Here is a 22774-nt window from a genome sequence, read left to right on the forward strand (position 1 = left end):
GGCAAGCTCATCCAATGATACCTAGCCTTGTATGAGGTTCGTGTTCCTCAAGAATCGGAGGTTTTGCCGCTCGCTTCCTTCAGATTCCGCATCACTACGGACACCCTTGCGTTAGGCTATCGCTACTACTGCCTTCGCGATTCGGGACTTTCACCCTATAGAGTGCAGCCATGCCAGGCGCACCCAAAAAAAGCAGCGGAACCCGGCAAACAGTTCCCGCTGCTTTTTCGTCTATTTGAAATCTCGGCTTTTGTCATAAGAGCCGGGCAAAAATGCCTCCAACCGCCTTTTCATTCATCTATTCATGCACGCGCGTTAAAGCCTACAAACTTAAGCAGGGCCAAAGCCGTTTTTTAACCTCTGCTTTTCATCAAAGGGAAGAGCAGCACATCGCGGATGGATGGGGAATTCGTTAACAGCATCACGAGTCGGTCGATGCCGATGCCGAGCCCACCTGTTGGCGGCATGCCGTATTCCAAAGCTTCCAGGAAGTCTTCATCCATTTGGTGTGCTTCATCATTTCCTTGTTCCCGTTCTTTTAACTGGTTAAGGAAACGTTCGCGCTGGTCGATCGGGTCATTGAGCTCCGTGAACGCATTGGCATGTTCACGCCCTACGATAAACAGCTCAAATCGGTCTGTAAACCGCGGGTCTTTTTCATTTTTCCTGGCCAGCGGGGAGATTTCCACCGGATGGCCGTAAATGAATGTCGGCTGGATGAGTTTGTCTTCCACCCTTTGCTCAAAAAATTCGTTCACGATATGCCCGTATTCCATATGCTCCGTAATCTCAATATTGTGTTCTTTCGCAAGCGCCCTCGCTTCTTCTGTGCTCGTGACATTCCAGAAATCGACGCCCGTATATTCTTTAATAGCATCCACCATATGCAGGCGGCGCCATTCCGGCTCGAGGTTCACTTCATGTTCTCCGTATTGGATGGTGGTTTTGCCCAGTACTTCTTTCGCCGTGTGGGCAATCAAGTTTTCGGTCAGTCGCATAATATCATTAAAATCCGCATATGCTTCATATAGTTCGAGCATAGTGAACTCAGGGTTGTGACGGGTGTCAATGCCTTCGTTGCGGAATACGCGCCCGATTTCATATACTTTTTCTAAACCGCCGACAATCAGGCGTTTTAGATGGAGTTCAATCGCGATCCGCATGTACAGGTCCATATCCAATGCATTATGGTGCGTAATAAACGGGTGTGCAGCCGCTCCCCCGGCAATGGTATGCATCATTGGCGTTTCGACTTCAAGGTAGCCGCTTTTGTCCAAATAATTGCGGATTGATTGGACAATCCGGCTTCTTGCGATGAACGTATTTTTGCTTTCTTCGTTCATGATCAGGTCCAGATAACGCTGGCGGTAGCGCTGTTCAATGTCGCGCAGGCCGTGGAATTTATCCGGCAGCGGGCGCAGCGCTTTCGTTAACAGAATAAACTCTTTGACCTTTACGGACAGCTCCCCTACTTTCGTGCGGAAAACTGTTCCTTTGAGGCCGACGATATCCCCAAGGTCGGCGTTTTTAAACAACTCGTACTGTTCTTCCCCGACAGCGTCCTGGCGAATATAAAATTGGATTTGCCCCTTTAGATCCTGGATATGGGCGAAACCTGCTTTCCCTTTCCGCCGTTTTGTCATGATCCTCCCGGCAATGGCAACGGGAATCTCTTTTTCTTCCAGTTCTTCTTCCGTCCATTCGCCATATTTTTGCTTTAATTCCTCGGTGTTTGCCGTCCGATCAAAGCGTTTGCCGAACGGATCGATGCCTTTTTCCCGAAGCGCCTCCATTTTTTCTTTCCGGACGAGATACTGTTCATTTATATTTTCGCCACTCATCTAAACATTTTCCTCCAATCGTTAAAAATACACCGGCCAATATTTGCTCAAACTTACGAAAAAGGAAAGCTGCCCTTCCTTGTATTCTGCCAATCAATGCTTGAATGGTCCGCCGTTCAACATTAGCCATTATAGCCGTATACCTCTATTATTGTACACAATCTTTTCCGTTCAGACATCATTAAAAAGGTTTTTCTTTATGTACAAGAGCGAACATGATAACTGCCAGTGATTCCACTGGCAGTTATCATCCTTACACTGCTTGTTTTTGTTTTGCTTCCTGCTCTTCCACATAATTGCGTAGGAGGGTGACAAGATCCTCCCTTGTTTCGCACGCATTAATGCCGTTCCGCACTTTGGCATTGCCTCGCAGGCCTTTTAAATACCATGCAGCATGCTTTCTCATTTCGCGGACTGCGATTTCTTCGTTTTTCAACGCGATCAGGCGGTCGAGGTGCAAGATGCAGACATCGATTTTTTCGCGGATGGAAGGCTCTCCGATTAATTCGCCGGTTTCCAGGTATTTCACCGTCCGGTAGATCATCCACGGGTTGCCGAGTGCGGCGCGCCCGATCATGACCCCGTCCACCCCGGTTTCATCGAGCATCCGTTTTGCATCCTGCGGTGTTTTCACATCGCCGTTTCCGATCACAGGGATATTTACCGCTTGTTTCACTTCACGGATAATGTCCCAGTTCGCATGCCCTTCATACATCTGCTCACGGGTTCGGCCGTGCAGTGAAACGGCAGATCCGCCTGCGCGTTCCACAGCCCGGGCATTTTCCACCGCATAAATATGCTTGTCATCCCAGCCCATCCGCATTTTAACCGTGACCGGCTTTTCAACGGCATCGACAACCGCTGCCACCATTTCGTAAATTTTGTTCGGGTCAAGCAGCCATTTCGCGCCCGCTTCACACTTAATGACTTTATTGACCGGGCAGCCCATGTTGATATCAATGATGTCGGCATTCGTATTTTTATCGACAAATTTGGCTGCTTCGACAAGTGACTCTTTTTCCCCGCCGAAAATCTGCAGGCTCATCGGTTTTTCCCGTTCGTCAATATACAGCATGTTTAGCGTTTTTTCATTTTTGTAAAGGATCCCTTTATCGCTGATCATTTCGGCGCAAACAAGTCCTGCGCCGAACTCTTTGACGGTCAGGCGGAAGGCGGAATTGCAGACGCCGGCCATAGGCGCTAAAACGACAGGGTTTTTCATTTCAATATCGCGGATTTTTAACATTCATAAACCTCCTTTTTCATCGCGGATGATTTCATCTATCGGTATATCAAAAAACGGATGAAATTTTTTCCAACAGTGCTTCCGAGGGCCATTCCGTTCTGCTTTCCACTTCCCCGAGCACAGACACAGAAACACCCATCTTCCTCGCAAAACTTTCCTGTGTAAATCCTTTTAATTTCCGGAAAGCGCGGATACGCCTTCCCCGCTTATCTGTTTCCATAGCCGGATCCCTTCTCTGTCTATACATGCTTCAAGCAATTTTGCAAAAGGGATTTTTGTAACAGGATGTATGAGCGAGTTGTCCAATTCTGTGAGTGGAACTAAAACAAATGCCCTTTCATGCATTCTCGGGTGTGGGAGTACAAGTGTCTCTGTTTCCATATTTTCATGATTATACAGCAAAATGTCAAGATCGATCGTCCGCGGTCCCCATCGGATTTCCCTTTTTCTTCCCAAAGCTTTTTCAATCCGGAGGCATGCATCAAGCAGTTCGAAAGGCGATAAACCGGTGTTGATTTTTACCGCCATATTCAAAAATTTTCCTTGATCCGTGTAGCCGACCGGATCGGTTTCATAAATCGATGAAACTTTGCAAACCTTAATTTCCAGGTTGTTTTCAAGCGCTTTGACCGCATCAAGCAAATAGGAAAAGCGCGGCTCAATATTGGACCCGAGTGCCAAATAAGCAAAATTATCCATTGTCTCTTCTCCTCGTAATTTCTACCGCAACAGATTGGTAATGGCCGGGGATAGGGGGATCCGGTTTGGTCACTTTTACCGTTACTTCCAAGATTTTATCAAATGAAGCAAGGATTGACCCGGCCAATTTTTCCGCTACGGCCTCAAGCAAACGGTAAGGGCGCCCTTCTACGATCGTTTTAGCCAGATTGTATACATCCGCATAACTGACCGTTTCTTCCAACCGGTCTGTCAATCCCGCCTGCTTTAAATCCAAATAAAGGGTCAGCGATACGCGGAAACGCTGGCCCAGTTTTGCCTCTTCCGGAAACACACCGTGATAGCCGTAAAACTCCATTTCATTAATAAGAATCTTGTCCATCCGGTTTCCCCTTTCCAACAAGCGCATCCATTATTTTCACCATTCTGCTGACCGGCTTTACGTCATGGACGCGCACCATATGGCAGCCTTTTGTAATCCCATAGCAGCAAACCGCCCCCGTGCCCTCCATTCTCTCATCGACCGGCAGTCCGAGCACATGGCCGATCATCCGCTTTCTCGATGCGGCAAGCAAAACCGGGTAACCGAGGGCAACAAGCTTATCCAAGTTTTGCATCATTTCGAGGTCTTCCATAAACCCTTTTGCAAAACCAATACCCGGATCCAAGATAATTTGGTCATCTTCCACACCGGCTTTTTTTGCAATATTAATGCTTTCATAAAGATCATACAGGCAGTCGCGCATAAAATTTTCGTAATACGCATTTTCCCGGTTATGCATTAAAATGATCGGAACGCGATGCTTTGCAGCAACAGCTGCGATTTCCGGATCCCGCTTTGCGCCCCATACATCGTTGATGATATGCGCCCCTGCTTGAACCGCTTCATCTGCCGTTTTCGCTTTATACGTATCTACGGAAATCGGAACTTGTATGTTTCCCGAGACCGCCTGAATCACCGGCAAAATCCTTTCCAGTTCTTCTTCTGCGGAAATGGGTTTATGCCCCGGCCTTGTCGATTCGCCGCCGATATCGAGCAGATCGGCACCGTCTTCCACCATTTGGTATGCATGTTTTACTGCCTCGTCTGTATGAAAAAAATTCCCCCCGTCGGAAAAAGAGTCCGGCGTGACATTTAAAATGCCCATCACATATGTTTTTTTCGAAAAATCGAGCTCGAACCGGCCACACTTCAATTTTTATTCTCCCCTTTTTCTTTCATTTCAATAAATATAGTCTATCATAATTCCGTTCCACGTATAAAACATCCGTATTTTTACAGGTAAAAAAGAAAACCCGCAGAGAATTTTCCTCCACGGGGTTTGGATCCGCTGCTTAATCTTCAAACTGGTAAAGCGGTGTGCTCAGGTAACGTTCGCCGGTATCCGGAACAACGGCAAGCACTTTCTTGCCTTTTCCGAGTTTTTTCGCAACCTCGAGGGCCGCGAAAATGGCCGCACCGGATGAAATGCCGCCAAGCACGCCTTCTTCTTTTGCCGCTTTTCTTGCAGCTTCAAAAGCTTCTTCTGTTTTGACGCGGATGATTTCATCATAAATGTTTTTATCCAGCGTCTCAGGGACAAAGTTGGTGCCGATGCCCTGGATTTTATGCGGACCCGGTTTGCCTTCGGACAGGAGCGGTGAATCGTCCGGTTCTACCGCATAAATTTTGATATCCGGGTAAGCTTCACGCAATGCCTGGCCAGCACCTGTAATCGTTCCGCCGGTACCGACGCCGGCAACAAATGCGTCAAGCTGGTCTCCCATTTGTTCGATGATTTCTTTCCCCGTTGTCAAACGGTGGATTTCCGGGTTGGCCGGGTTTTGGAATTGCTGCGGCATGAAGTAGCCATTTTCTTTTACAAGCTGTTCGGCTTTATTGACAGCGCCTTTAATGCCTTCTGAACCAGGGGTCAATACAAGTTTTGCCCCGTATGCGCGAAGCAGGCTGCGGCGTTCGAGGCTCATCGTTTCAGGCATGACAATGACAGCTTTGTACCCCTTTGCAGCCGCAATCATTGCAAGCCCAATCCCTGTGTTTCCGCTTGTCGGCTCGACAATCGTATCGCCCGGTTTTAAGCGGCCTTTTTTCTCTGCATCTTCAATCATGGCAAGCGCAATACGGTCTTTTACGCTGCTGGCGGGATTGAAATACTCCAATTTTAAATACACTTCTGCAGAATTTTCGTCTGTTAAGCGGTTTACTTTTACGACCGGTGTTTTGCCGACCAATTCGGCAACCGAATTTGCAAAATGTGCCAAGACATCCACCTCATATTCCGAGTATTTTTATTGGTTTAATATTTAAAAAATAACATCATTTTGCCAGGTTGTCAACTGGAATGCCTTGCTTCTCTATGACAAAATTCCTAAAAAGGATGGGCCGCCCTTGGGCAAAGTGTTTCCACTTTTCTTATTACCCCTTTGCTTCTTCCAGCAGTTTTTCCAAATCTTCGCGGGTGAAGTGGTATTTTTCCCGACAGAAATGGCAGACGGCTTCAGCCTGCCCGTCTTCTTCAATCATTTCCCGGATTTCTTTTTTCCCGAGGCTGATCATGGCGGATGCAAATTTTTCTTTTGAGCAGGTGCATTCAAAACGGACCGGCATTTTGTCCAATACCTGTACATTTCCTTTGCCGAGGAGGCTTTCTAAAATTTCTTCCGGTGTTAATCCCTTCCGGATCAGCTCGGAAATCGGGGCTGTATTGGCAATCTTGTTTTCAATGGCCGTAATGATTTCCTCCCCTGTTCCCGGCATAAGCTGAATGATAAAACCGCCCGACGCCAAAATCGTGTTGTCCGGATTGACAAGCACCCCCACGCCAACCGCGGAAGGCACTTGCTCCGAAGCGGCAAAGTAGTAGGTAAAATCTTCGCCAAGCTCTCCGGAAACAAGCGGAACCTGGCCAGAGAAATGTTCACGCAACCCGAGGTCTTTTACAACCGTCAGGGTTCCGTCCGTTCCGACCGCGCGCCGGACATCGAGCTTTCCTTTTTCATTTACATCAAAATGGGTTTGCGGATTCGTGACATACCCGCGGACTTCACCGTGCGCATTTGCATCCACGAGGATTACACCGATCGGGCCGCCGCCTTCCACCTTAATTGTAATTTTCTCGTCGCCTTTGAGCATTGCCCCCATCATGGCGCCTGCCGTCAATGTCCTTCCCAATGCGGCCGATGCCGTCGGCCACGTATAATGCCTGCGTTGCGCCTCGCCAACCGTTTGTGTCGTATCCGCTGCGTATGCGCGCACTTGCCCGTCATATGCCAAAGCTTTGATTAAGTAATCCGTCAACAGAAAATCCTCCTTTAATACTGCACGTTCCGTTTGTAGATCAGGTATAGACCTTTTAAAGTTAAAAACTGGTCTACAATATCGATGCTATTCGATTCTTTTGCAATCAGGGGCGCATGCCCGCCGGTTGCAATTACAATCGGGTCTTTCTTACTTTTTGCTTTCATCCGGGAGACGATACCTTCAACCTGTCCCACATAGCCGAAAACAATCCCCGCCTGCATGGCTGAGACGGTGTTACGGCCGATAATATCATCCGGGCTCGCAATTTCAATCCGCGGCAATTTGGCAGCCCTGGAATACAGCGCCTCCGCGGAAATGCCGATGCCGGGCGCAATCGCTCCCCCCATGTACTGCTTGTCCTCATTAATATAACAATAAGTGGTTGCGGTCCCGAAATCCACAATAATCAACGGGCTTCCGTACTCATGGATGCCCGCCACCGCATTGACAATCCGGTCTGCGCCGACTTCACGCGGATTGTCGTACTTAATGTCGAGCCCCGTTTTAATCCCCGGACCAACAATAAGCGGAGACACGTGAAAATATTTGCTGCACATTCTTTCCAATGCATACATGATCGGCGGCACAACGGATGAAATGATGATCCCGGTGATATCTTTGAAATCAATGCCGACATGGTTAAATAATGCTTTCAGCGACATGCCGTATTCATCATCCGTTTTGTCACGTACCGTTTGAATGCGCCAATGGTATTTTAATTCGTCTTTATCATATACACCTAGTACAATGTTTGTATTCCCGACATCGATCACAAGTAACATATGCTCACCACTTTATTTATCTATATTCGATTACGCAACCATCATACCATAATCTTTGTTCTACAGAGAATGCTTTCATGGCCATGTTGGAAAGCCCGACCCCAAAAAAGATGTACGAAAGAAACAGCCCATTACCGAAAAAACAGAGAATTTGCGCCCTAAATGCTTCTTTGATGAGTCATGTCAAATTGGAAGGTTTCCTGCAGAACAGGAACCCAGAAATAGTGGCGCATGCCGGAATTCAACAAAAATTTTAACAATCCTTCAAAAAAAGCACCGCCAATTTTTTAGACGGTGCTTTTTTGCGCTTCATGGATCACACTTGATCTTCATCATCTGTTGGTTTTGTTGGCCCGAACTTTTCAGGTCGCCTTTCGAGCGGCATTCCGGAATCAAGGTTGCTTCCGGCGTCCGGGTCGACTTCGTTCACCCTATCCTGCTTCGGCTGCAGTTTGACACGCGGCTCTGTCCCCCCGATTTCAGTCGGATCCTGGTTGGAGACAGGTTTATCCGGCAATGTGCCGTGCTCAAACAAATGTTTGATTTGTTTTGCATCCAGCGTTTCAACTTCCAACAGTGTTTTTGCGATCAATTCCAGCTTATCCCGGTGCTCCAGTAAAATTTGCTTTGCACGTTCATAGCACAATTTCATGATATTTTGAATTTCGATATCAATTTCATATGCGATTTTATCGGAATAATTTTGGTCGTTATTGATGTCTCTGCCCAAAAATACCTGGCCTTGCGATGAACCGAACTGCATCGGCCCGAGTTTTTCGCTCATCCCGAATTCCGTTACCATCCGCCTGGCAATATTAGTGGCGCGTTCAAAGTCATTGGAAGCTCCTGTCGACACTTCGCCGAACGTAATCTCTTCGGAAACGCGGCCGCCAAGCAACCCGGTAATCTTATCGAGCAGTTCCGGCTTTGTCATAAAGTAACGGTCTTCTTTCGGAACCATCATCGCATATCCGCCGGCCTGGCCGCGCGGAACGATCGTAACCTTCTGGACGATTTCTGCTTCATCCAGCACAAGCCCGATAATCGTATGCCCGCTTTCATGGTATGCAACAATATTGCGTTCTTTTTCGGAAATGACGCGGCTTTTTTTAGCCGGTCCGGCAATGACACGGTCTGTCGCTTCATCGATATCATGCATGTCAATTTTTTTCTTGGAAGCCCGCGCTGCAATCAGCGCCGCTTCATTGAGCAAGTTCTCCAAGTCGGCTCCCGAGAAGCCCGGCGTTCGTTGGGCAATGGCTTTTAAATCGACAGAAGGGTCGAGCGGCTTATTGCGCGCATGGACGCGGAGCACTGCTTCCCGGCCGTTGACATCCGGGCGGTCGACGGTAATCTGTCTGTCAAAACGGCCCGGCCGCAGCAACGCAGGGTCGAGAATATCCGGACGGTTCGTTGCCGCAATAATGATAATCCCTTCATTGGCGCTGAAACCGTCCATTTCAACGAGCAATTGGTTTAACGTTTGTTCGCGTTCATCATGGCCGCCGCCAAGTCCGGCTCCGCGCTGACGACCGACTGCGTCGATTTCATCAATAAAGATGATACAAGGCGCGTTCTTTTTCGCATTTTCAAACAAATCACGGACACGGCTTGCACCAACACCGACAAACATTTCGACAAAATCAGAACCGCTGATGGAGAAGAAAGGAACTCCTGCTTCACCGGCAACTGCCCTTGCCAGCAATGTTTTACCGGTACCCGGAGGCCCGACGAGCAGTACGCCTTTCGGGATGCGGGCGCCCAATTCCGAGAACTTGCGGGGATCTTTTAAGAACTCGACCACTTCGACAAGTTCCTGCTTTTCTTCGTCCGCCCCGGCGACGTCGCGGAAACGGACTTTCTTTTTATCATCAGAGTAAAGCCTTGCTTTGCTCTTCCCGAAATTCATGACACGGCCCCCGCCGCCCTGTGCCTGGTTCATCAGGAAGAAGAATAGAATAAAGATGATCACGAACGGGATAATGGATGTCAGGAATGATACCCACCCATTCGTTTCTTTTGCCGGCAGGACATCCACTTTAACATTTTTGTCCGCCGCCGCTTTATCGATCCGGTTGAGCATGGCCTGGTCATCCATAACATAAGTGACAAACTGTTTATTATTATCCAGCTGGCCCCGGACCTCATAAACGCCCCTTGAAGGCTGCGTGGTAAAGCTCTTTACACTGCCATTATCCAAATAAGAAACAAATTGATCATATGAAATGGTTTCCGTCGTTTCGCTGCTATTATTGAAATAACTTACGATCCCAATCAGGACGAGAAATAATAATACATAGAAGATTGTATTTCTAAAGATCCGATTCATTCCTTACCTCCTCCCACGGTCTTAAAAAACTATATTCAATAGTACTATAGTAATTTTTAATTTAACAACCTTTTGCACCTGTTTTCATATTTTTATCAACGACCGTTTTCTTTTTCGCTTTCCATACATATAGCCTTAATCTTCCGTTTTCGTCCGGTTTTTTTGGGAAAAGATTACTCTTCCTGATGGGTATAAACGGAAGGCTTCAGGACGCCGATGTAAGGAAGGTTGCGGTACTTTTCCGCGTAATCGAGGCCGTAACCGACGACGAATTCGTCCGGAACGTTAAAGCCGACGTAATCCGCCTGGATATCTGCTTTACGTCCGGATGGTTTGTCGAGCAATGTCACAATTTTAATGGATTTCGCTTTCCGGTAACGGAACAATTCAACAAGATAGCTGAGCGTCATCCCGCTGTCAATGATATCTTCTATGATGAGGATGTCGCGGCCTTCAACCGACGTGTCCAAATCTTTTATAATTTTGACTTCCCCGGATGAAACAGTTGAATTACCATAACTGGATACATCCATAAAATCCATTTCCAAATATGTATCAATATGCTTGACAAGATCGGCCATAAACAGCATGGCCCCTTTCAATACCCCGATTGCAAGCGGAAACCTACCATCATATTCTTTCGTCAGCTGCTCGCCCAATTCCTTTACTTTTTGCTGGACTTCCTCTTCTGTAATTAATATTTTTTCAATATCCTGGTTCATCTCGTGATTGCCCCCTAGAAGTTGTTTGCTTACAGTAATGCACAATATAGTAGGTTTCATGAGGTAAAACATGATTTGGTTCAAATCTTGATTTTTTTAGATTCGGAAGCCATAAAATGGTTCCGTTTGAATCGGTTACAACCGGCCATATGTCTCTTTCCGGCTTTGAAATTTTTTCGTCAATAAATATATCTTTTACCTTTTTTGAGCCGTCTAATCCTTTTACTTCAATTCTATCCCCTGGTTTCCGGGTGCGGACGATCAAGGGGAGAGAAATATCGTTTACGTGTAATAATAGCATATTCTTCGGAAGGTATGAATATGAAATTTCCTGTTTTTCAAGCCTTATCGTATATCCGTTCGGCAGATCAATTTCCATCCCTTCGTCTAAATCGTATTGGTATGTAGTAATGCCGGCGGCAGGTTCCCGGAAAGCAAAAATGCATCTCCCGTAGTCCCTCACCGCTTTTACCCCCCCGGGCAGGTCAACTCTTCCGGACGGGTGCGGGCTGCCGGCCAATTTTATAATAGCATCAGTATGTATGGCTGTGATGTTTTTCAAATCACTATTGTAAAGATATTTTAATATTAGATGAATCCCCCTCCTTTGTAAAGGTAAAGGCATCCGTTTGAACTTTGGGATATCAAGCGTGCAGGACCGGCCTTCCACCGCAAGTGCTTCCTGTATTTTTTCCTGCGCCAGCCCGTAAAGAAAAGCCTCATCTTCCAGCAGTTCTTCGCTGAATCTTTGGAAATGCGCGTGGACCTGCGGATTTTCTTCTTTTAAAAATGGCAGGACAACGGAGCGGAACCGGTTTCTCGTATAAGCGGGCGATTCGTTGCTCGCGTCAGTACGGGGCTTGAGGCGGTAATGGAGACAGTAGGATTCAATTTCTTTTTTTGTCGTGCCTAAAAGGGGGCGGATGATCTCGCCTTTTGCAAACGGCCGCCTGAAAGGGATCCCGGCCCTCCCTTTTCCGCCTGTTCCCCTTGTGAGACGCATCAATACCGTTTCAATCTGGTCATCGCCGTGGTGGCCGAATACGACTTTATTTGCCTTTATTTTCCCCATCGTTTCCGCCAAAAAACCGTAACGGTATTTTCTGGCCGTTTCCTCGAGGCCGAGACCCTCCTCCTTCATTTTTTCCAGGATCGGAATTCTCGCAGTTTCGCATCCAATTTGTAATGTTTTACAAAAACTTTCCACAAATAAGAGGTCGTTGTATGACGCTTCCCCCCTGATCATATGGTCAATATGGGCGGCAGTAATCTTGGCATGGAAGCGTTCGCTTCTTGTCGCCAGAAAGTGGAGCAGCGCAAGCGAATCCGGCCCGCCGGAAACCGCCACAAGAAGGTGGTCGCCCTTTTCAATCAGCCGGTGTTTTTTGATAAAATTGGATACCTCTTCCTCAAACGGCAGCATATAAAACCTTTCCTTTTGCGAGTTTTTGTTACATCCATTTTAACATGGGCACCCATAAATTTCTAAACATATTCAAACGATGTAAAAGCTATATATCCAGTATAACATAGACACAATCACAATGATGGCAATCCCGGCAAAAATCTTTTTTAATTTTCGGAACTTGCGTTTTTTCACCCTCGACATCCGGACCTTTTGTTTTTGGGGCTCCCCTTTCCCGGAATATCCCCGCTTATCCGCGGTTTTTTCTTGCGTTAAAAGCCCGAGCAATTCCCGCCTCATTTCGGAAGCCGAACGATATGTGCCACGCAATGCTTTGCGGAGGACCGGCTCGAACTTTTTCAGCCCTGGATGCTGCTTTACTGCTGCCATAAGCTGCAACAGGCCGTTATTATTCTTTTTCGTGAACCGGCGCTGGTAAGCAAGATTGATCATGACCATGGCAACGGAAAACAGATCGTAGCCTGGATCGGCTTTCCGCGGGCCGAGGCCCCAATAACCCCTGTCAAAAAACTCCGTAAATTCTTTCACAGAACGCCCGATCTTTGTCATTCCGCCCGGATCGATGCAGCGGATGCGGTTGGACGGCACCTCCACCAATAAATTTTCAGGCTTCAAGTCTCCAAAGATCCATCCTTGCTCATGCAAATGATGCACATCTGAAAGGAGCTGCACGACCAGTACTCCCGCCCAGGCAAAACCTTTTTCGGAAACGAAAGAAAGCAGGTCCGGCCCATGGATATATTCCATGGCATAAAACGGGATCGGTTCCGCCCCGGGTTCCCAATCATCCGCGTCCAGCAAAGAAGGCCCGAGGGAGTGCCCTTGGGCCTTGGCAAATGATTTTAATACATTGGCCTCGGAAGCCATTGAAGCGGTGCTGGCGCCTATTTTCAACGCGACAGGGCCCGCTTCCGATTCCGCTAGGTAAACAGCGCCGTTTGCACCCACCCCCAGTTTTTTTCGGATCCTGTATTGTTTTTTATGCCACTTTCCCGTTATGACCGTGCCCGAAGGATAATTAGATCGACTCTTCAAAGTATCGTTCGTCATCATGCGGTAACAATCCCCTTAACTGCCTTTTTCGCCCGAAGTAGTGGATCGCTTCATGTATCGCAGGTCCCGTCGGAGTAATGCCGCCCACCTGCAGTTTTGGAAAAATACTTGTTAAAGATTCCAGTTTCGGCGTCCAGTCAAGTAATTTCTCCACTTCGGTCCTTTTCCCAGGAAATACAAAAACTGAAAATTGATTATTTCCCATCCGCGCATTCAAGCTTAACGATAAATCGAGCAAAGCTTCTTTTACTGTCGGGAGTTTTGGTTTCATGCTTGCGCTTGTATCGACCAAAATTAAAATTTCCAAATCCACCGTTTCGCCCAGCTCATCGACCACCTCCAACACGTCTCCGCGCTTTTCCGGGGGCAGCGCTTCTATCGATGCCGAATCCCCTAAAATCTGCTTTAACTCCCTGTTGACAACCCCCTGGATCGTTTGCGTCATTGCCCTTCTTGTGACCATCTGCACCGTTTGCGATAAATTCCTTGTATAAACGATTTGGCTGACGCCACCTCCCGACATGGCGATATCTTGAATTTCTTTTGCGCCTTTTTCATCGATAATATCGCGTTCCATCACCCCAATCACATTGACGGTAATACCTTCTTCCCTGGCCAAAGCAGCGGCCGCCGCCGGATCGCCACCCTGGTTTGAACAACCGTCCGTAATGAGTAAAATTTGTTTTAATGTGCCTGCATTCATCTTTCTTCTCCTCCTCGTCCGTTGATGGCTGTAATGCCGTTTTTACCATCATCGACAATCGGGAGAAAATATATACAATCTGCCCCCTTTCACACCTGTATGTCCTCCGCTTTTCTATGAAATCAACTTTTTCCCTTTGCTGACCGGAATGGCGGCCCATTTCGGGATATTGTGCTTGACTTTTGCCACAACAACGGTCATATCGTCTTCGATCAGCCCGGATCTGGAACGGATCACTTCTTCCAAAAGGAGATCGGCAATTTCCTGGGGATCTTCCGTTTCGATTTCTCTGATCTTCCGCTTCATCCAAAGTTCTGAGTTTTCCACATATTTCGGCCCTTCAAAAATCCCGTCACTCATCATGATCAAAATATCACCGGCTTTCAATTGCCGGGAAACCACATCGACATCAAATTCCTGGATCATCCCCATCGGCAAATTCCCCGATTCGATTTTGATGACTTTATCGCCGCGCTTTATAAAACTCGGTGTCGATCCGATTTTCAAAAATTTGCCGCTCGCATCCTGCAGATCAATCATGGCGAGATCGAGCGTGGAAAACACTTCTTCCTGTGTCCTGAGCGCCAGGATCGAATTCACCGATTTGATCGCGATTTTTTCCTCGATCCCGGACTGCAAAATCTGCCGGAGCAGCCTGAGCGTTTCACTGCTTTCATGGTGGGCGCGCTCGCCGTTTCCCATCCCGTCGCTGATCGCGATCGCATATTTCCTCGACCCGAGCTCGATCATGGAATAACTGTCCCCGGAAATAAATCCGCCCCCTTTCGCGGCATGCGCCACGCCTGTTTCCACCACATACGCCTTGGCCGACCGGAATGTCACATAGCCAAGCCCGCCGGCATGCGAACTGAAATCTTCTTTTTGGACAACAATCGTTTCCCCTAAAATATCCGAAAGCATCGGGGCGATAATTTTTTCGCACTCCCCGTAACCGCTGTACTGCGGCAGCGTAATATCGATATCAATATTGCCCGCTTCAAGGCTGTAAATCTCAACCTGGTCAATGTCGAGCCCGAAATCCTGCAGCGCCTCCAGAATCATTTCTTCCTGCCGTTGGTGGTTTTCACGTTCCCGCTGGATCTCTTTCGCAAAATCGCCCATTACTTCCGAAACACCCTGAAGCTGTTCCGCCACAATTTTTCTGCTTTCTTTAATCATTTGTTTCAATTTTTGATTCGCCTGATAGAAAGACAATTCCTGGAGGATTGCATCTTCCACTTTTTTCGCCTTTACGCAATGTTTTTCAAGCTCGCGGTGGACCCGGCGGGAAACGGTCCCGTCCCCTTCATCCAGGTCTTTCATTGTCATCTTCAGCAAGTCATATGTCCGGTCAAAGTTTTTTGCCCAGCACTGTTCTTTTTTAAAGCAGGTCTGGCACGTCCGCTCCGTGATGTTGCTGAAAAAATAATCGAGTTCCCGTTCTTGATCCTCTTCTTCTTTTGCCTGGTCATACTGCGAGAAGCTTGTGGAAAGCGCATGAAAAACGGACGAAAACTGTTCGACGCGGTGGACGGTGGCATCACGCACTTTCCGCAAATATTGCTGCTGTTCTTTTGCATACTCGGCTGTCCCCGGGATATGCCTGGCCATTTTTCTGGTAAACGAGCGCGGCGTCAAAAACAAGAGGACGATGCTGATGCATGATTCATACAGCGTCTCGCTTAAAGGCGTGCTGGTTTCGCCGTACATGCCGATTAAAAGTGTGGCAATCAGCAGGCCGGCCGACGCCCCGCCGCGCTTTCCTTCCTTTAATAAACCGCACAGCAGCCCGGCGAATGCAAGCAGGCTCATTTGGTAAAAACTTGACACGTTGGCGAGGCTGAAAATGAGCCCGGTGACAACCCCGACGGTCGATCCGACGGTGGCGCCCCCAACAAAAGCAAACAGGAGGACGAGATAACGCGATAATATATGCTCAACCGACAGACCGTTTATTGACCAGCCGATCGTGCCGGTCAGGACGGAGGCCAGCATGATGATTAAACTGACGACTTCCTCCGTTTTTAATGTTTTTTTCCGCCTTGTTTGTGATAATATCGGAATGCTTTGCATAAATATCATGGTGAGGATAAACGTTAAGCATGCTTCCACGCCCGCCAAGAGGCTGTCATAAGGCGCGAGCTGGAATTGCTGCTGAAGATAGAAATAAACGCATTTTGAGATGAAGGATATGGCAAGAATGTAATACGGCAGCACCCGCATTTCTTCCTTATGGTATTTGCCGAACAGCCTGAAAACAAGCACAAAGAGGATGGTGGATGCCAACGTATAAACGCCGTTCGCAACAGAAACTGTTAAGCTGCCCGCGGTGAGGCCGAGCAAAGCGATCGGCGCCTTGTCCCTTTTCATTGCATAAACAGCCGCAAAAAACGGCAGCGCAAACGGTGTAAAATGAGATAAAATGAGTGCCCTTCCCAGCAAAAACCCGATAACAAGCAGGCTGAGCCCTTTTTGGACAAAAACGGATTCAAATTTTTCTTGGAGCCGTTTCCACCCTTTTGCAAACTCCATTTTCGTCTCCTCGAAATCCACATTGCTCCCTTGTTCGATAATACCCCGCTCAATTTTTCCCATATTCACAACGACCCCCCCATTTCGTTTTGTTAAATGCAATTATAAGGGAGCGTTGCTCAAAAGTTTGTCAAAATTCCGTTGTAAATAAAAAGAAAAGTTCGACTTTTTCTTTGGGAAGCCGAAAAACATTTTACAATTTTCTTCAAAAGAATAAGTTGACAAACAACCTCTATGCCTGTATCATAGAAAATGTGCTTTTCGTTAGAAGCGACGGCGGCGTAGCTCAGCTGGCTAGAGCGTACGGTTCATACCCGTGAGGTCGGGGGTTCGATCCCCTCCGCCGCTATTCAAAGGATAAAAAAACCGGCCTGAAACGGGTCGGTTTTTTTCGTGCAGCACAGCGAATCTTGTCCGAAACGGCAAAAGAAAAAAGCGGATCCGACAAACCGATCTGCTTGTTTCGGATTCGCTTACCTGTTTCCTATGCACAAAGCATCCTGTATCAATTTATGTGTCAACTAGACAGCAAGTTAGCCTCTTCTGGCGCCGCGTCCGCCGCGTTTCGACTCTGTGTTTCTCTTGAGCGAAGATAAGCGGTCTTCACTGTCTTTCAGAAAGCGCGCCATCTTTGCTTCGAAATCTTCTTTTGCGCGGTTGTTTGCCCGGTTGTGCCTTTGCGGCCGGTGGGACTGCTGCGCCTGGTCTTTCGCTTTGCGGATGGACAGCCCGATTTTTCCGTCCTTTTCGACATTCAGGACTTTCACTTCAACCATATCGCCGATATTTAAATGGTCGTGAATATCTTTTACATAGTTATCAGCAACCTCGCTGATATGGACAAGTCCCGTAGAGCCGTCCGGCAATTCGACGAAAGCCCCAAAATGAGTGATGCCTGTTACTTTTCCTTGTAACTTGCTGCCTACTTCGATTGACATAAAAAAATTTTTCCTCCTTAAAAGTTAAAAAATCAAGCTTTTACATATTATAACGAACATGAAAAAAGAGTGTCAATAAGACACGTCTTCTTCTTGGGTATTCTTTTTGGAATCAGGAAGATTAAAGATAATTTCCCCTTTTTTAGAAAGAAAATACTCGCTTCTTGCCAGCTTTGCAATATAATCGTCATCTTTCAGTTTGGCAATCTCGCTTTTCAACATTGTCTGCTGTTTGTCGATTTCTTTTACTTTTTGTTCCAATTTTACTTTCTGTTCTTTTTTGGCTGCCAGCTGCGCCTTCCGTGAGACAAGGGTTGAAATCATCACACTGGAAATGAGAACGGCCACGACGGTAAACAGCGCCAACCGGCGGAAAAGCAGTTTGCGCCTCTTTACCATGATTTTTTCTTTCGCGGATTGCTGTTTGATATAGGCATTGTCCATTGAAGCAATGTTACGTTCCAAACCTTTACCTCCTATCCGCCAGCAGCAGGCAAAAATGGAATATATGATGAAGCGTGCTATTTTTTAAGAAACCTGCCGATCCGGTTTTTCATTTTTACTAACTTATTCTTGATCGTTTTCCATAATCCTGCCGTAAGCCCAAAGAAACTTTCAAAATATCTTTTCAGCGGATTTACCTGCCATAAAAGGCCGGCGATTGCGGAAAATGGTTTAAAGGCTGCCTTTAGTATCCATATTACCATTTTTGCCATCATTTTTACAATAGCATAAAAGGCCCGTCCCGCCCCCACTAACAGAGCAAACAGAAAAAGCACAAACCACTTGGCCGGGCGGAATAGGAGCAGCCGGAACATGCCGGCCGCAAACCAGGCAGTACGGACAGCCGTTTGGATACACCATTCAAGGATATGCATGTACACGCGCTTGAACAATGCCTGGTAAGCTGCAAATCCGCACAACAAGGCAAGAAAAATATAGAATCGGACTTCCCCGGAATTCACAAGAAACAATACATAAAAGAGCAGCAGGCTTTGGCACAGCCAAAAAAGAACATCATGGATAAAGACAATCCAGCGTTTTCTTTTTCCCCTTTGCAAAAAACGGTTATACGTATCAAGGGCGCCGCCAAAAAAGCTTCCCATGGCAAGCATGGCAAGCATCGTATAAAATTGCGTTGTCAGGCTCATCTAAACAGCTTGCTAAAGAGGCCCTTAGCTTTCTCCCCGTTGTGATCATCCAAATAAACCAAGTCAAACACTCTCCCTTTAATGGAGACGACCCCTTTATCCACATCCAGGTTTTTCATTTGCAGATTTTGCCCGCGGATTGCCAAAAAACCCATAACCGTTTCCAGTAAAAATTCCTCATTATCAAAACTTTCCACCTGTTTAACCCCGGTAATGTCCAGCAGCTTGCGGCCGCGCATAATGACATCATGTTCCTGGAGAACCGGCTTGCTGTTGGACGGCGTATTATAAAAATCACTCATCCTGATCCCCACTTTCCTTGTCCAAACTTTGTACTATACTATGCCAGGCAACCGGAAAAAAGACCGAAAACAAGACACACTTCCGGTCCCCCTGGAAATCTGGTATTCGCGCATTCTTCCGGCAGCCGCTCTAACAGGCTCGGATTTTTGCCTATCATCCTAAATTCGCTGCTTTCCATAGGGCCGACAATAAACGAAAAGCCGGCATGTTTCCATACCGGCCGGGCTTTCTTATTCATTCACCCGCGTTTCGCTGATGATTGTGTACATTTGTGCGGCATCTTCTTTTCTTGTCGATTCCTTTAAACTTTCCACTTTCGCCGTAACCACTTTCTGCCCGAAGCGGATCGTCAGTTCATCACCCACTTTTACGTTTGAACTTGCTTTCGCCTGTACGCCGTTAATCTGGATTCTGCCCTGGTCGGCAACTTCTTTCGCGAGCGTCCTCCGTTTGATCAATCGCGAAACTTTTAAAAATTTATCCAGGCGCATGGATGCAGTTTCCATTTTTTCACCTCATTTTCGTTCTTCCTTTTTTGCCAAATTCCAAAATGCATTGAGCTCTTCCAATGAAAAATCGCTGAAATCCCTTCCGCTTTTTTTCACTTGCTGCTCGATGAAATGGAAGCGGCGGATAAATTTTTGGTTTGTTTGTTCTAGCGCTTCTTCCGGATGGATGCGCAAAAACCGTGCCACATTAATCATTGCAAACAGTAAATCGCCAAATTCCGCTATTTCATTCTCGCGCTGCCCGCTTTCTATTTCAGCCGCAAATTCCCGCAGTTCTTCCCTCACTTTTTCCAGTGCTTCGGCAGCATGCTCCCAATCAAATCCAACCTTGGCTGCTTTTTTCTGGATTTCGTATGCACGGATCAGCGCCGGCATCCCTTTTGCAACGCCGTTCAGCAGCGATTCGCGCCCCGTTCCCGGTTTCTCGGCGGCTTTAATGCGTTCCCAGTTTTTGGTTACTTCTTCCGCATCCGTCACCTCCGCATCGCCGAACACATGCGGGTGGCGGCGGATCATTTTGGAAGCGAGCGCCTCCATCACATCTTCTATCGCGAACATGCCTTCATCTTCGCCGATTTGCGCATGCAGCATCACCTGCAACAGGACATCGCCGAGTTCTTCAACGAGATGGTCTTCGTCTTCTTCATCAATCGCCTCCAACACTTCATAGCACTCCTCGATCAAATATTTTTTCAGCGAAAGATGGGTTTGTTCCTTATCCCACGGACAGCCTTCAGGGCCGCGCAAATCCGCGATGATCTGCCGCAGTTCGGAAAAATCCTTTAAATCCCTGCCCTGTAAAGGCGGAACATAGACGCTTGTTAAGTTATCCAGTTCGAACTGCCGGTCCAGTTCATAAAGCGGGAGCCAGGTAACTTTTTCGTCCTTGCTTCCGGCAGCACGGACAACCGCCACCGTGTGTTCATCCGGATACTTTTCCATTAAAGTCAGCTTCACATCAGAAGCAATAAAGGCATCGTACACCTGCCCGATGATCAGGTGCCGGCCCGTCCGGATGTCTTTCCGTTTTAAATCGGTGCCGTCCAGCAGCTGGAAGCCTTCAATCGGATCCACTTTGACGGCTGTAAACAGCGCATCAATAAAGCTCTGCCCGCCGCCGATTTTTACTTCCGTTTGTTTTGCCGGGCCTTGTTCGAGCAGAAGCTGCACCGTCCGTTCCGCAACTAGCGGATGGCCGGGAACCGCGTAAAGTATATCCTGCTGTTCCGCTTCCCGGAAAAGAATTGCGGCAATTTCTTCGTATACTTCTTCAAACCGCCCGTGCTGTTCATACACATCATCGAAGGCGGTATACACCATCCCTTCCCGTTCCAGTTCCATAACAGCAGGATGCTCTTTTGTCCGTAAAAAAATGGTTTGGCCGCCTGTCAACTGCTTATACACCCCGAGCGGGAGCTGGCCGATGTCCCCCGCTCCAAGCCCGACGACCGTGATCTTATGGCTCATGTTTTCCACTCCAATTCTTTCGTTTGAGTCCGGCTAATTTATCTCCGAAAGGCACAAGCCCCCATTCTTCTTCAGAGAGCAAGTTTAACGCAATCACACTCATTACATAAACCGCCGCACCGATTGCCGTTCCGCCCAATGCGCCCGGAATGCTTGCCGTCCTGCCCGACAGACCGTAATGGTGAAAAAGGAAAAGCCAGATTTGTAGGCAGGCGGTCATGGCCAAAAGCGAAAGGCAGAGCTTTCCGTAAAACACGGCCGGCAGCATTGGAAAGTTTTCTTTTGCCAATCTTATCATAAATAATAGCGAAATGAACAGCATAGATACAACCGTCGCAGCTGCAGCGCCCATTGTGCCGAAATGCGGAACCCACCATTCGTTCAAAGCGTATTTCAAAAGGACACCGGCTGTAATGTAAACGGCAGGGGCATAGACCCGGCCTATTCCCTGGAGGATTCCGGCCAGCGTTAAAATCCATGTACTGAATAAAATGGACACGGAAAACACAGACAAAACGGCGGTGCCTTCGCTGTTCTCAAACAACATCGTATTGGCGAATACCATAATGTTCACCAGTCCTGCCGCAGCCCCCGCCCCGATGATTGTACTGATTTTTAAAGCCGAATACACCTGCTTAACAAGATTGTGCCGGCGGCCTTTTTGATATTCAAGCGTAATCAAGGGAACAAGATTGAGCGCAAGTGAAGAAGCGACGACCGTTCCAAGCTGCAAAAACGGCTGACCGCGGTCGTAAATCCCCTTCAGCTTTTTCGCTTTTTCCATCCCCACGCCGGCATCTCTCAGCAACGCATAAATATGGAGCGAATCGACAAATTGGAACAAAACGAGCAGCAGCCCGCTGATGCAGACTGCGACCCCTTCACATAACAGCATCCGTGCAACCGTTTTGATCCCGCTCCATTGAAAAGATTCTGTTCCCTTTTCCCGTTTGCCGTACTTTATATATAAAACTATCAGGACAGCTGTTGAAACCGCGCCGCCCAGCACAGACCCGAACACGGCGCCCTGCCCGGCCGCATACAAGGAAAAGCCGCTGTGCACGAGCCAAAAGGAGAATAGGAGAATAGCCGCGACCCGCACGGCCTGTTCCAGCACCTGGCTGAGGGCGGTTGGGATCATGTTGCCCTGCCCCTGGAAGAGGCCCCTGATGGCCGAAATAAGCGGCATCAATAAAAAGGAGAATGAAACCGTTTGAATGAGCGGGGCAAGTTTTTCATCTCCCATCCAGGCAGCCATTTGCGGCGCCGTGGAAAAAACAGCCAGAAACAAACCGAAACCGGATAAGCCCAGCACAACAAACACCATAGCCAAAAACGATCGGTGGACACTTTCCCCGGCTGCTTCCCTTTCCGCCACCATCTTTGAAATGGCAACGGGAAAACCCGATGCCGACAGGGCAATGACAATGCCGTAAATGGGATAAACCTGCTGGTAAATATAAAAACCGACATCGCCGACAATATTTTGAAACGGCACGCGGTAAACCGCACTGAGTATTTTTGTCATGATAGACGAAACCGTTAAAATGATGATGCCTTGAAAAAACTTTCTCGAATCCTTATCCTGCCGCACTTCTTTTCTGCCTTTCAACTTGGCGCCTGACTATAGATCGCACCGTTCTGATGATGAAATCTTATGTATTATACCATATCAGGCAAAAGAAGGGGGAAGATCCTTTAAAAGGGGCTGCCCCACGCTTTGTTGGCGGAAATTCGCGGGGCATCAACACAAAAAAGGAGCCCCTGTGCCGGGCATCCCCTTTTGGTTGTGC

The 22774-nt window shown here is 47.7% G+C and carries 21 protein-coding genes, 1 tRNA gene and 1 pseudogene; 1 reads left to right on the forward strand and 22 read right to left on the reverse strand.

The features are described 5' to 3' along the window. Positions 1-353: 353 nt before the first annotated feature. The 15 genes and pseudogenes from lysS to spoIIE all read right to left on the reverse strand — a co-directional run bounded on the left by lysS (position 354) and on the right by spoIIE (position 16676). Complete coding sequence (gene lysS / locus BpJC4_RS10400; RefSeq protein WP_151697875.1) at positions 354-1841, reverse strand: lysine--tRNA ligase; 1488 nt, start codon at positions 1839-1841, stop codon at positions 354-356. A gap of 253 nt (positions 1842-2094) precedes the next feature. Then, on the reverse strand, positions 2095-3087 hold the full coding sequence (gene dusB, locus BpJC4_RS10405) for a tRNA dihydrouridine synthase DusB (protein ID WP_151681527.1): 993 nt from the start codon (positions 3085-3087) through the stop codon (positions 2095-2097). Then, positions 3088-3307 (reverse strand): annotated as a pseudogene (locus BpJC4_RS10410) (helix-turn-helix domain-containing protein). Next, positions 3259-3786, reverse strand: coding sequence for a 2-amino-4-hydroxy-6-hydroxymethyldihydropteridine diphosphokinase (gene folK, locus BpJC4_RS10415; RefSeq protein ID WP_151681529.1), 528 nt, complete (start codon positions 3784-3786; stop codon positions 3259-3261). The pseudogene BpJC4_RS10410 and the gene folK overlap by 49 nt, the downstream one beginning before the upstream one ends. Continuing rightward, on the reverse strand, positions 3779-4147 hold the full coding sequence (folB, locus tag BpJC4_RS10420) for a dihydroneopterin aldolase (RefSeq protein WP_151681530.1): 369 nt from the start codon (positions 4145-4147) through the stop codon (positions 3779-3781). Before folB ends, folK begins: the two co-directional genes overlap by 8 nt. Beyond that, positions 4128-4961, reverse strand: coding sequence for a dihydropteroate synthase (gene folP, locus BpJC4_RS10425; protein WP_151681531.1), 834 nt, complete (start codon positions 4959-4961; stop codon positions 4128-4130). The genes folB and folP overlap by 20 nt, the downstream gene beginning before the upstream one ends. A gap of 139 nt (positions 4962-5100) precedes the next feature. Next, complete coding sequence (cysK, locus tag BpJC4_RS10430) at positions 5101-6027, reverse strand: cysteine synthase A (protein WP_151681532.1); 927 nt, start codon at positions 6025-6027, stop codon at positions 5101-5103. A 154-nt stretch (positions 6028-6181) separates the two neighbouring features. Further along, complete coding sequence (gene hslO, locus BpJC4_RS10435; protein ID WP_151681533.1) at positions 6182-7063, reverse strand: Hsp33 family molecular chaperone HslO; 882 nt, start codon at positions 7061-7063, stop codon at positions 6182-6184. A gap of 14 nt (positions 7064-7077) precedes the next feature. After that, positions 7078-7848, reverse strand: a complete 771-nt coding sequence (locus tag BpJC4_RS10440; RefSeq protein ID WP_151681534.1) for a type III pantothenate kinase — start codon at positions 7846-7848, stop codon at positions 7078-7080. 316 nt (positions 7849-8164) lie between these two features. Then, positions 8165-10177, reverse strand: coding sequence for an ATP-dependent zinc metalloprotease FtsH (gene ftsH / locus BpJC4_RS10445; RefSeq protein ID WP_151681535.1), 2013 nt, complete (start codon positions 10175-10177; stop codon positions 8165-8167). A gap of 173 nt (positions 10178-10350) precedes the next feature. After that, on the reverse strand, positions 10351-10899 hold the full coding sequence (hpt, locus tag BpJC4_RS10450; protein ID WP_151681536.1) for a hypoxanthine phosphoribosyltransferase: 549 nt from the start codon (positions 10897-10899) through the stop codon (positions 10351-10353). Next, positions 10883-12322 (reverse strand): tRNA lysidine(34) synthetase TilS, encoded by a 1440-nt coding sequence (tilS, locus tag BpJC4_RS10455; RefSeq protein ID WP_151681537.1) that lies wholly within the window; start codon positions 12320-12322, stop codon positions 10883-10885. Before tilS ends, hpt begins: the two co-directional genes overlap by 17 nt. 72 nt (positions 12323-12394) lie before the next feature. After that, positions 12395-13378, reverse strand: coding sequence for a serine/threonine protein kinase PrkT (prkT, locus tag BpJC4_RS10460; RefSeq protein WP_151681538.1), 984 nt, complete (start codon positions 13376-13378; stop codon positions 12395-12397). Continuing rightward, positions 13344-14081 (reverse strand): vWA domain-containing protein, encoded by a 738-nt coding sequence (locus tag BpJC4_RS10465; protein ID WP_151681539.1) that lies wholly within the window; start codon positions 14079-14081, stop codon positions 13344-13346. The genes prkT and BpJC4_RS10465 overlap by 35 nt, the downstream gene beginning before the upstream one ends. Positions 14082-14195: 114 nt before the next feature. Next, positions 14196-16676, reverse strand: a complete 2481-nt coding sequence (spoIIE, locus tag BpJC4_RS10470; RefSeq protein WP_172967540.1) for a stage II sporulation protein E — start codon at positions 16674-16676, stop codon at positions 14196-14198. Positions 16677-16888: 212 nt separating this feature from the next. Here spoIIE and BpJC4_RS10480 point away from each other — a divergent pair. After that, positions 16889-16962, forward strand: a tRNA-Met gene (locus BpJC4_RS10480). A gap of 184 nt (positions 16963-17146) precedes the next feature. Here the strand turns inward: BpJC4_RS10480 and BpJC4_RS10485 are convergent. From BpJC4_RS10485 to BpJC4_RS10515, 7 genes are all read right to left on the reverse strand, one after another. Beyond that, on the reverse strand, positions 17147-17551 hold the full coding sequence (locus tag BpJC4_RS10485) for a S1 domain-containing RNA-binding protein (protein WP_151681541.1): 405 nt from the start codon (positions 17549-17551) through the stop codon (positions 17147-17149). 72 nt (positions 17552-17623) lie between these two features. Beyond that, the gene (locus tag BpJC4_RS10490; RefSeq protein WP_253693903.1) at positions 17624-18016 is read right to left on the reverse strand and encodes an FtsB family cell division protein; all 393 of its coding nucleotides are present in this window, start codon (positions 18014-18016) and stop codon (positions 17624-17626) included. 56 nt (positions 18017-18072) lie between these two features. Next, the gene (yabQ, locus tag BpJC4_RS10495) at positions 18073-18702 is read right to left on the reverse strand and encodes a spore cortex biosynthesis protein YabQ (protein WP_151681542.1); all 630 of its coding nucleotides are present in this window, start codon (positions 18700-18702) and stop codon (positions 18073-18075) included. Beyond that, the gene (gene yabP / locus BpJC4_RS10500; RefSeq protein WP_151681543.1) at positions 18699-19004 is read right to left on the reverse strand and encodes a sporulation protein YabP; all 306 of its coding nucleotides are present in this window, start codon (positions 19002-19004) and stop codon (positions 18699-18701) included. The genes yabQ and yabP overlap by 4 nt, the downstream gene beginning before the upstream one ends. Before the next feature lie 231 nt (positions 19005-19235). Beyond that, positions 19236-19496 carry an RNA-binding S4 domain-containing protein gene (locus tag BpJC4_RS10505; RefSeq protein ID WP_172967541.1) on the reverse strand — a complete coding sequence of 87 codons (261 nt, stop codon included), beginning with the start codon at positions 19494-19496 and terminating at the stop codon, positions 19236-19238. A 24-nt stretch (positions 19497-19520) separates the two neighbouring features. Beyond that, entirely contained in the window at positions 19521-20981 is a 1461-nt protein-coding gene (gene yabN, locus BpJC4_RS10510) for a bifunctional methyltransferase/pyrophosphohydrolase YabN (protein ID WP_151697876.1), read from the reverse strand. After that, positions 20971-22593, reverse strand: a complete 1623-nt coding sequence (locus BpJC4_RS10515) for a putative polysaccharide biosynthesis protein (protein ID WP_151681546.1) — start codon at positions 22591-22593, stop codon at positions 20971-20973. The genes yabN and BpJC4_RS10515 overlap by 11 nt, the downstream gene beginning before the upstream one ends. Between the last annotated feature and the right edge of the window lie 181 nt (positions 22594-22774).

Origin of the sequence: Weizmannia acidilactici (genome assembly GCF_008974185.1) — a bacterium.
Taxonomy (GTDB): domain Bacteria; phylum Bacillota; class Bacilli; order Bacillales; family Bacillaceae_C; genus Weizmannia; species Weizmannia acidilactici.

Coding starts and splice junctions, on each gene's coding strand:
- spoIIE (WP_172967540.1), bottom strand. CDS start 16,676: ATGGGAAAAATTGAGCGGGGTATTATCGAACAAGGGAGCAATGTGGAT.
- yabN (WP_151697876.1), bottom strand. CDS start 20,981: ATGAGCCATAAGATCACGGTCGTCGGGCTTGGAGCGGGGGACATCGGC.
- prkT (WP_151681538.1), bottom strand. CDS start 13,378: ATGATGACGAACGATACTTTGAAGAGTCGATCTAATTATCCTTCGGGC.
- BpJC4_RS10505 (WP_172967541.1), bottom strand. CDS start 19,496: ATGCGCCTGGATAAATTTTTAAAAGTTTCGCGATTGATCAAACGGAGG.
- folK (WP_151681529.1), bottom strand. CDS start 3,786: ATGGATAATTTTGCTTATTTGGCACTCGGGTCCAATATTGAGCCGCGC.
- folB (WP_151681530.1), bottom strand. CDS start 4,147: ATGGACAAGATTCTTATTAATGAAATGGAGTTTTACGGCTATCACGGT.
- lysS (WP_151697875.1), bottom strand. CDS start 1,841: ATGAGTGGCGAAAATATAAATGAACAGTATCTCGTCCGGAAAGAAAAA.
- ftsH (WP_151681535.1), bottom strand. CDS start 10,177: ATGAATCGGATCTTTAGAAATACAATCTTCTATGTATTATTATTTCTC.
- hpt (WP_151681536.1), bottom strand. CDS start 10,899: ATGAACCAGGATATTGAAAAAATATTAATTACAGAAGAGGAAGTCCAG.
- BpJC4_RS10440 (WP_151681534.1), bottom strand. CDS start 7,848: ATGTTACTTGTGATCGATGTCGGGAATACAAACATTGTACTAGGTGTA.
- yabP (WP_151681543.1), bottom strand. CDS start 19,004: ATGAGTGATTTTTATAATACGCCGTCCAACAGCAAGCCGGTTCTCCAG.
- BpJC4_RS10465 (WP_151681539.1), bottom strand. CDS start 14,081: ATGAATGCAGGCACATTAAAACAAATTTTACTCATTACGGACGGTTGT.
- yabQ (WP_151681542.1), bottom strand. CDS start 18,702: ATGAGCCTGACAACGCAATTTTATACGATGCTTGCCATGCTTGCCATG.
- tilS (WP_151681537.1), bottom strand. CDS start 12,322: ATGCTGCCGTTTGAGGAAGAGGTATCCAATTTTATCAAAAAACACCGG.
- BpJC4_RS10485 (WP_151681541.1), bottom strand. CDS start 17,551: ATGTCAATCGAAGTAGGCAGCAAGTTACAAGGAAAAGTAACAGGCATC.
- dusB (WP_151681527.1), bottom strand. CDS start 3,087: ATGTTAAAAATCCGCGATATTGAAATGAAAAACCCTGTCGTTTTAGCG.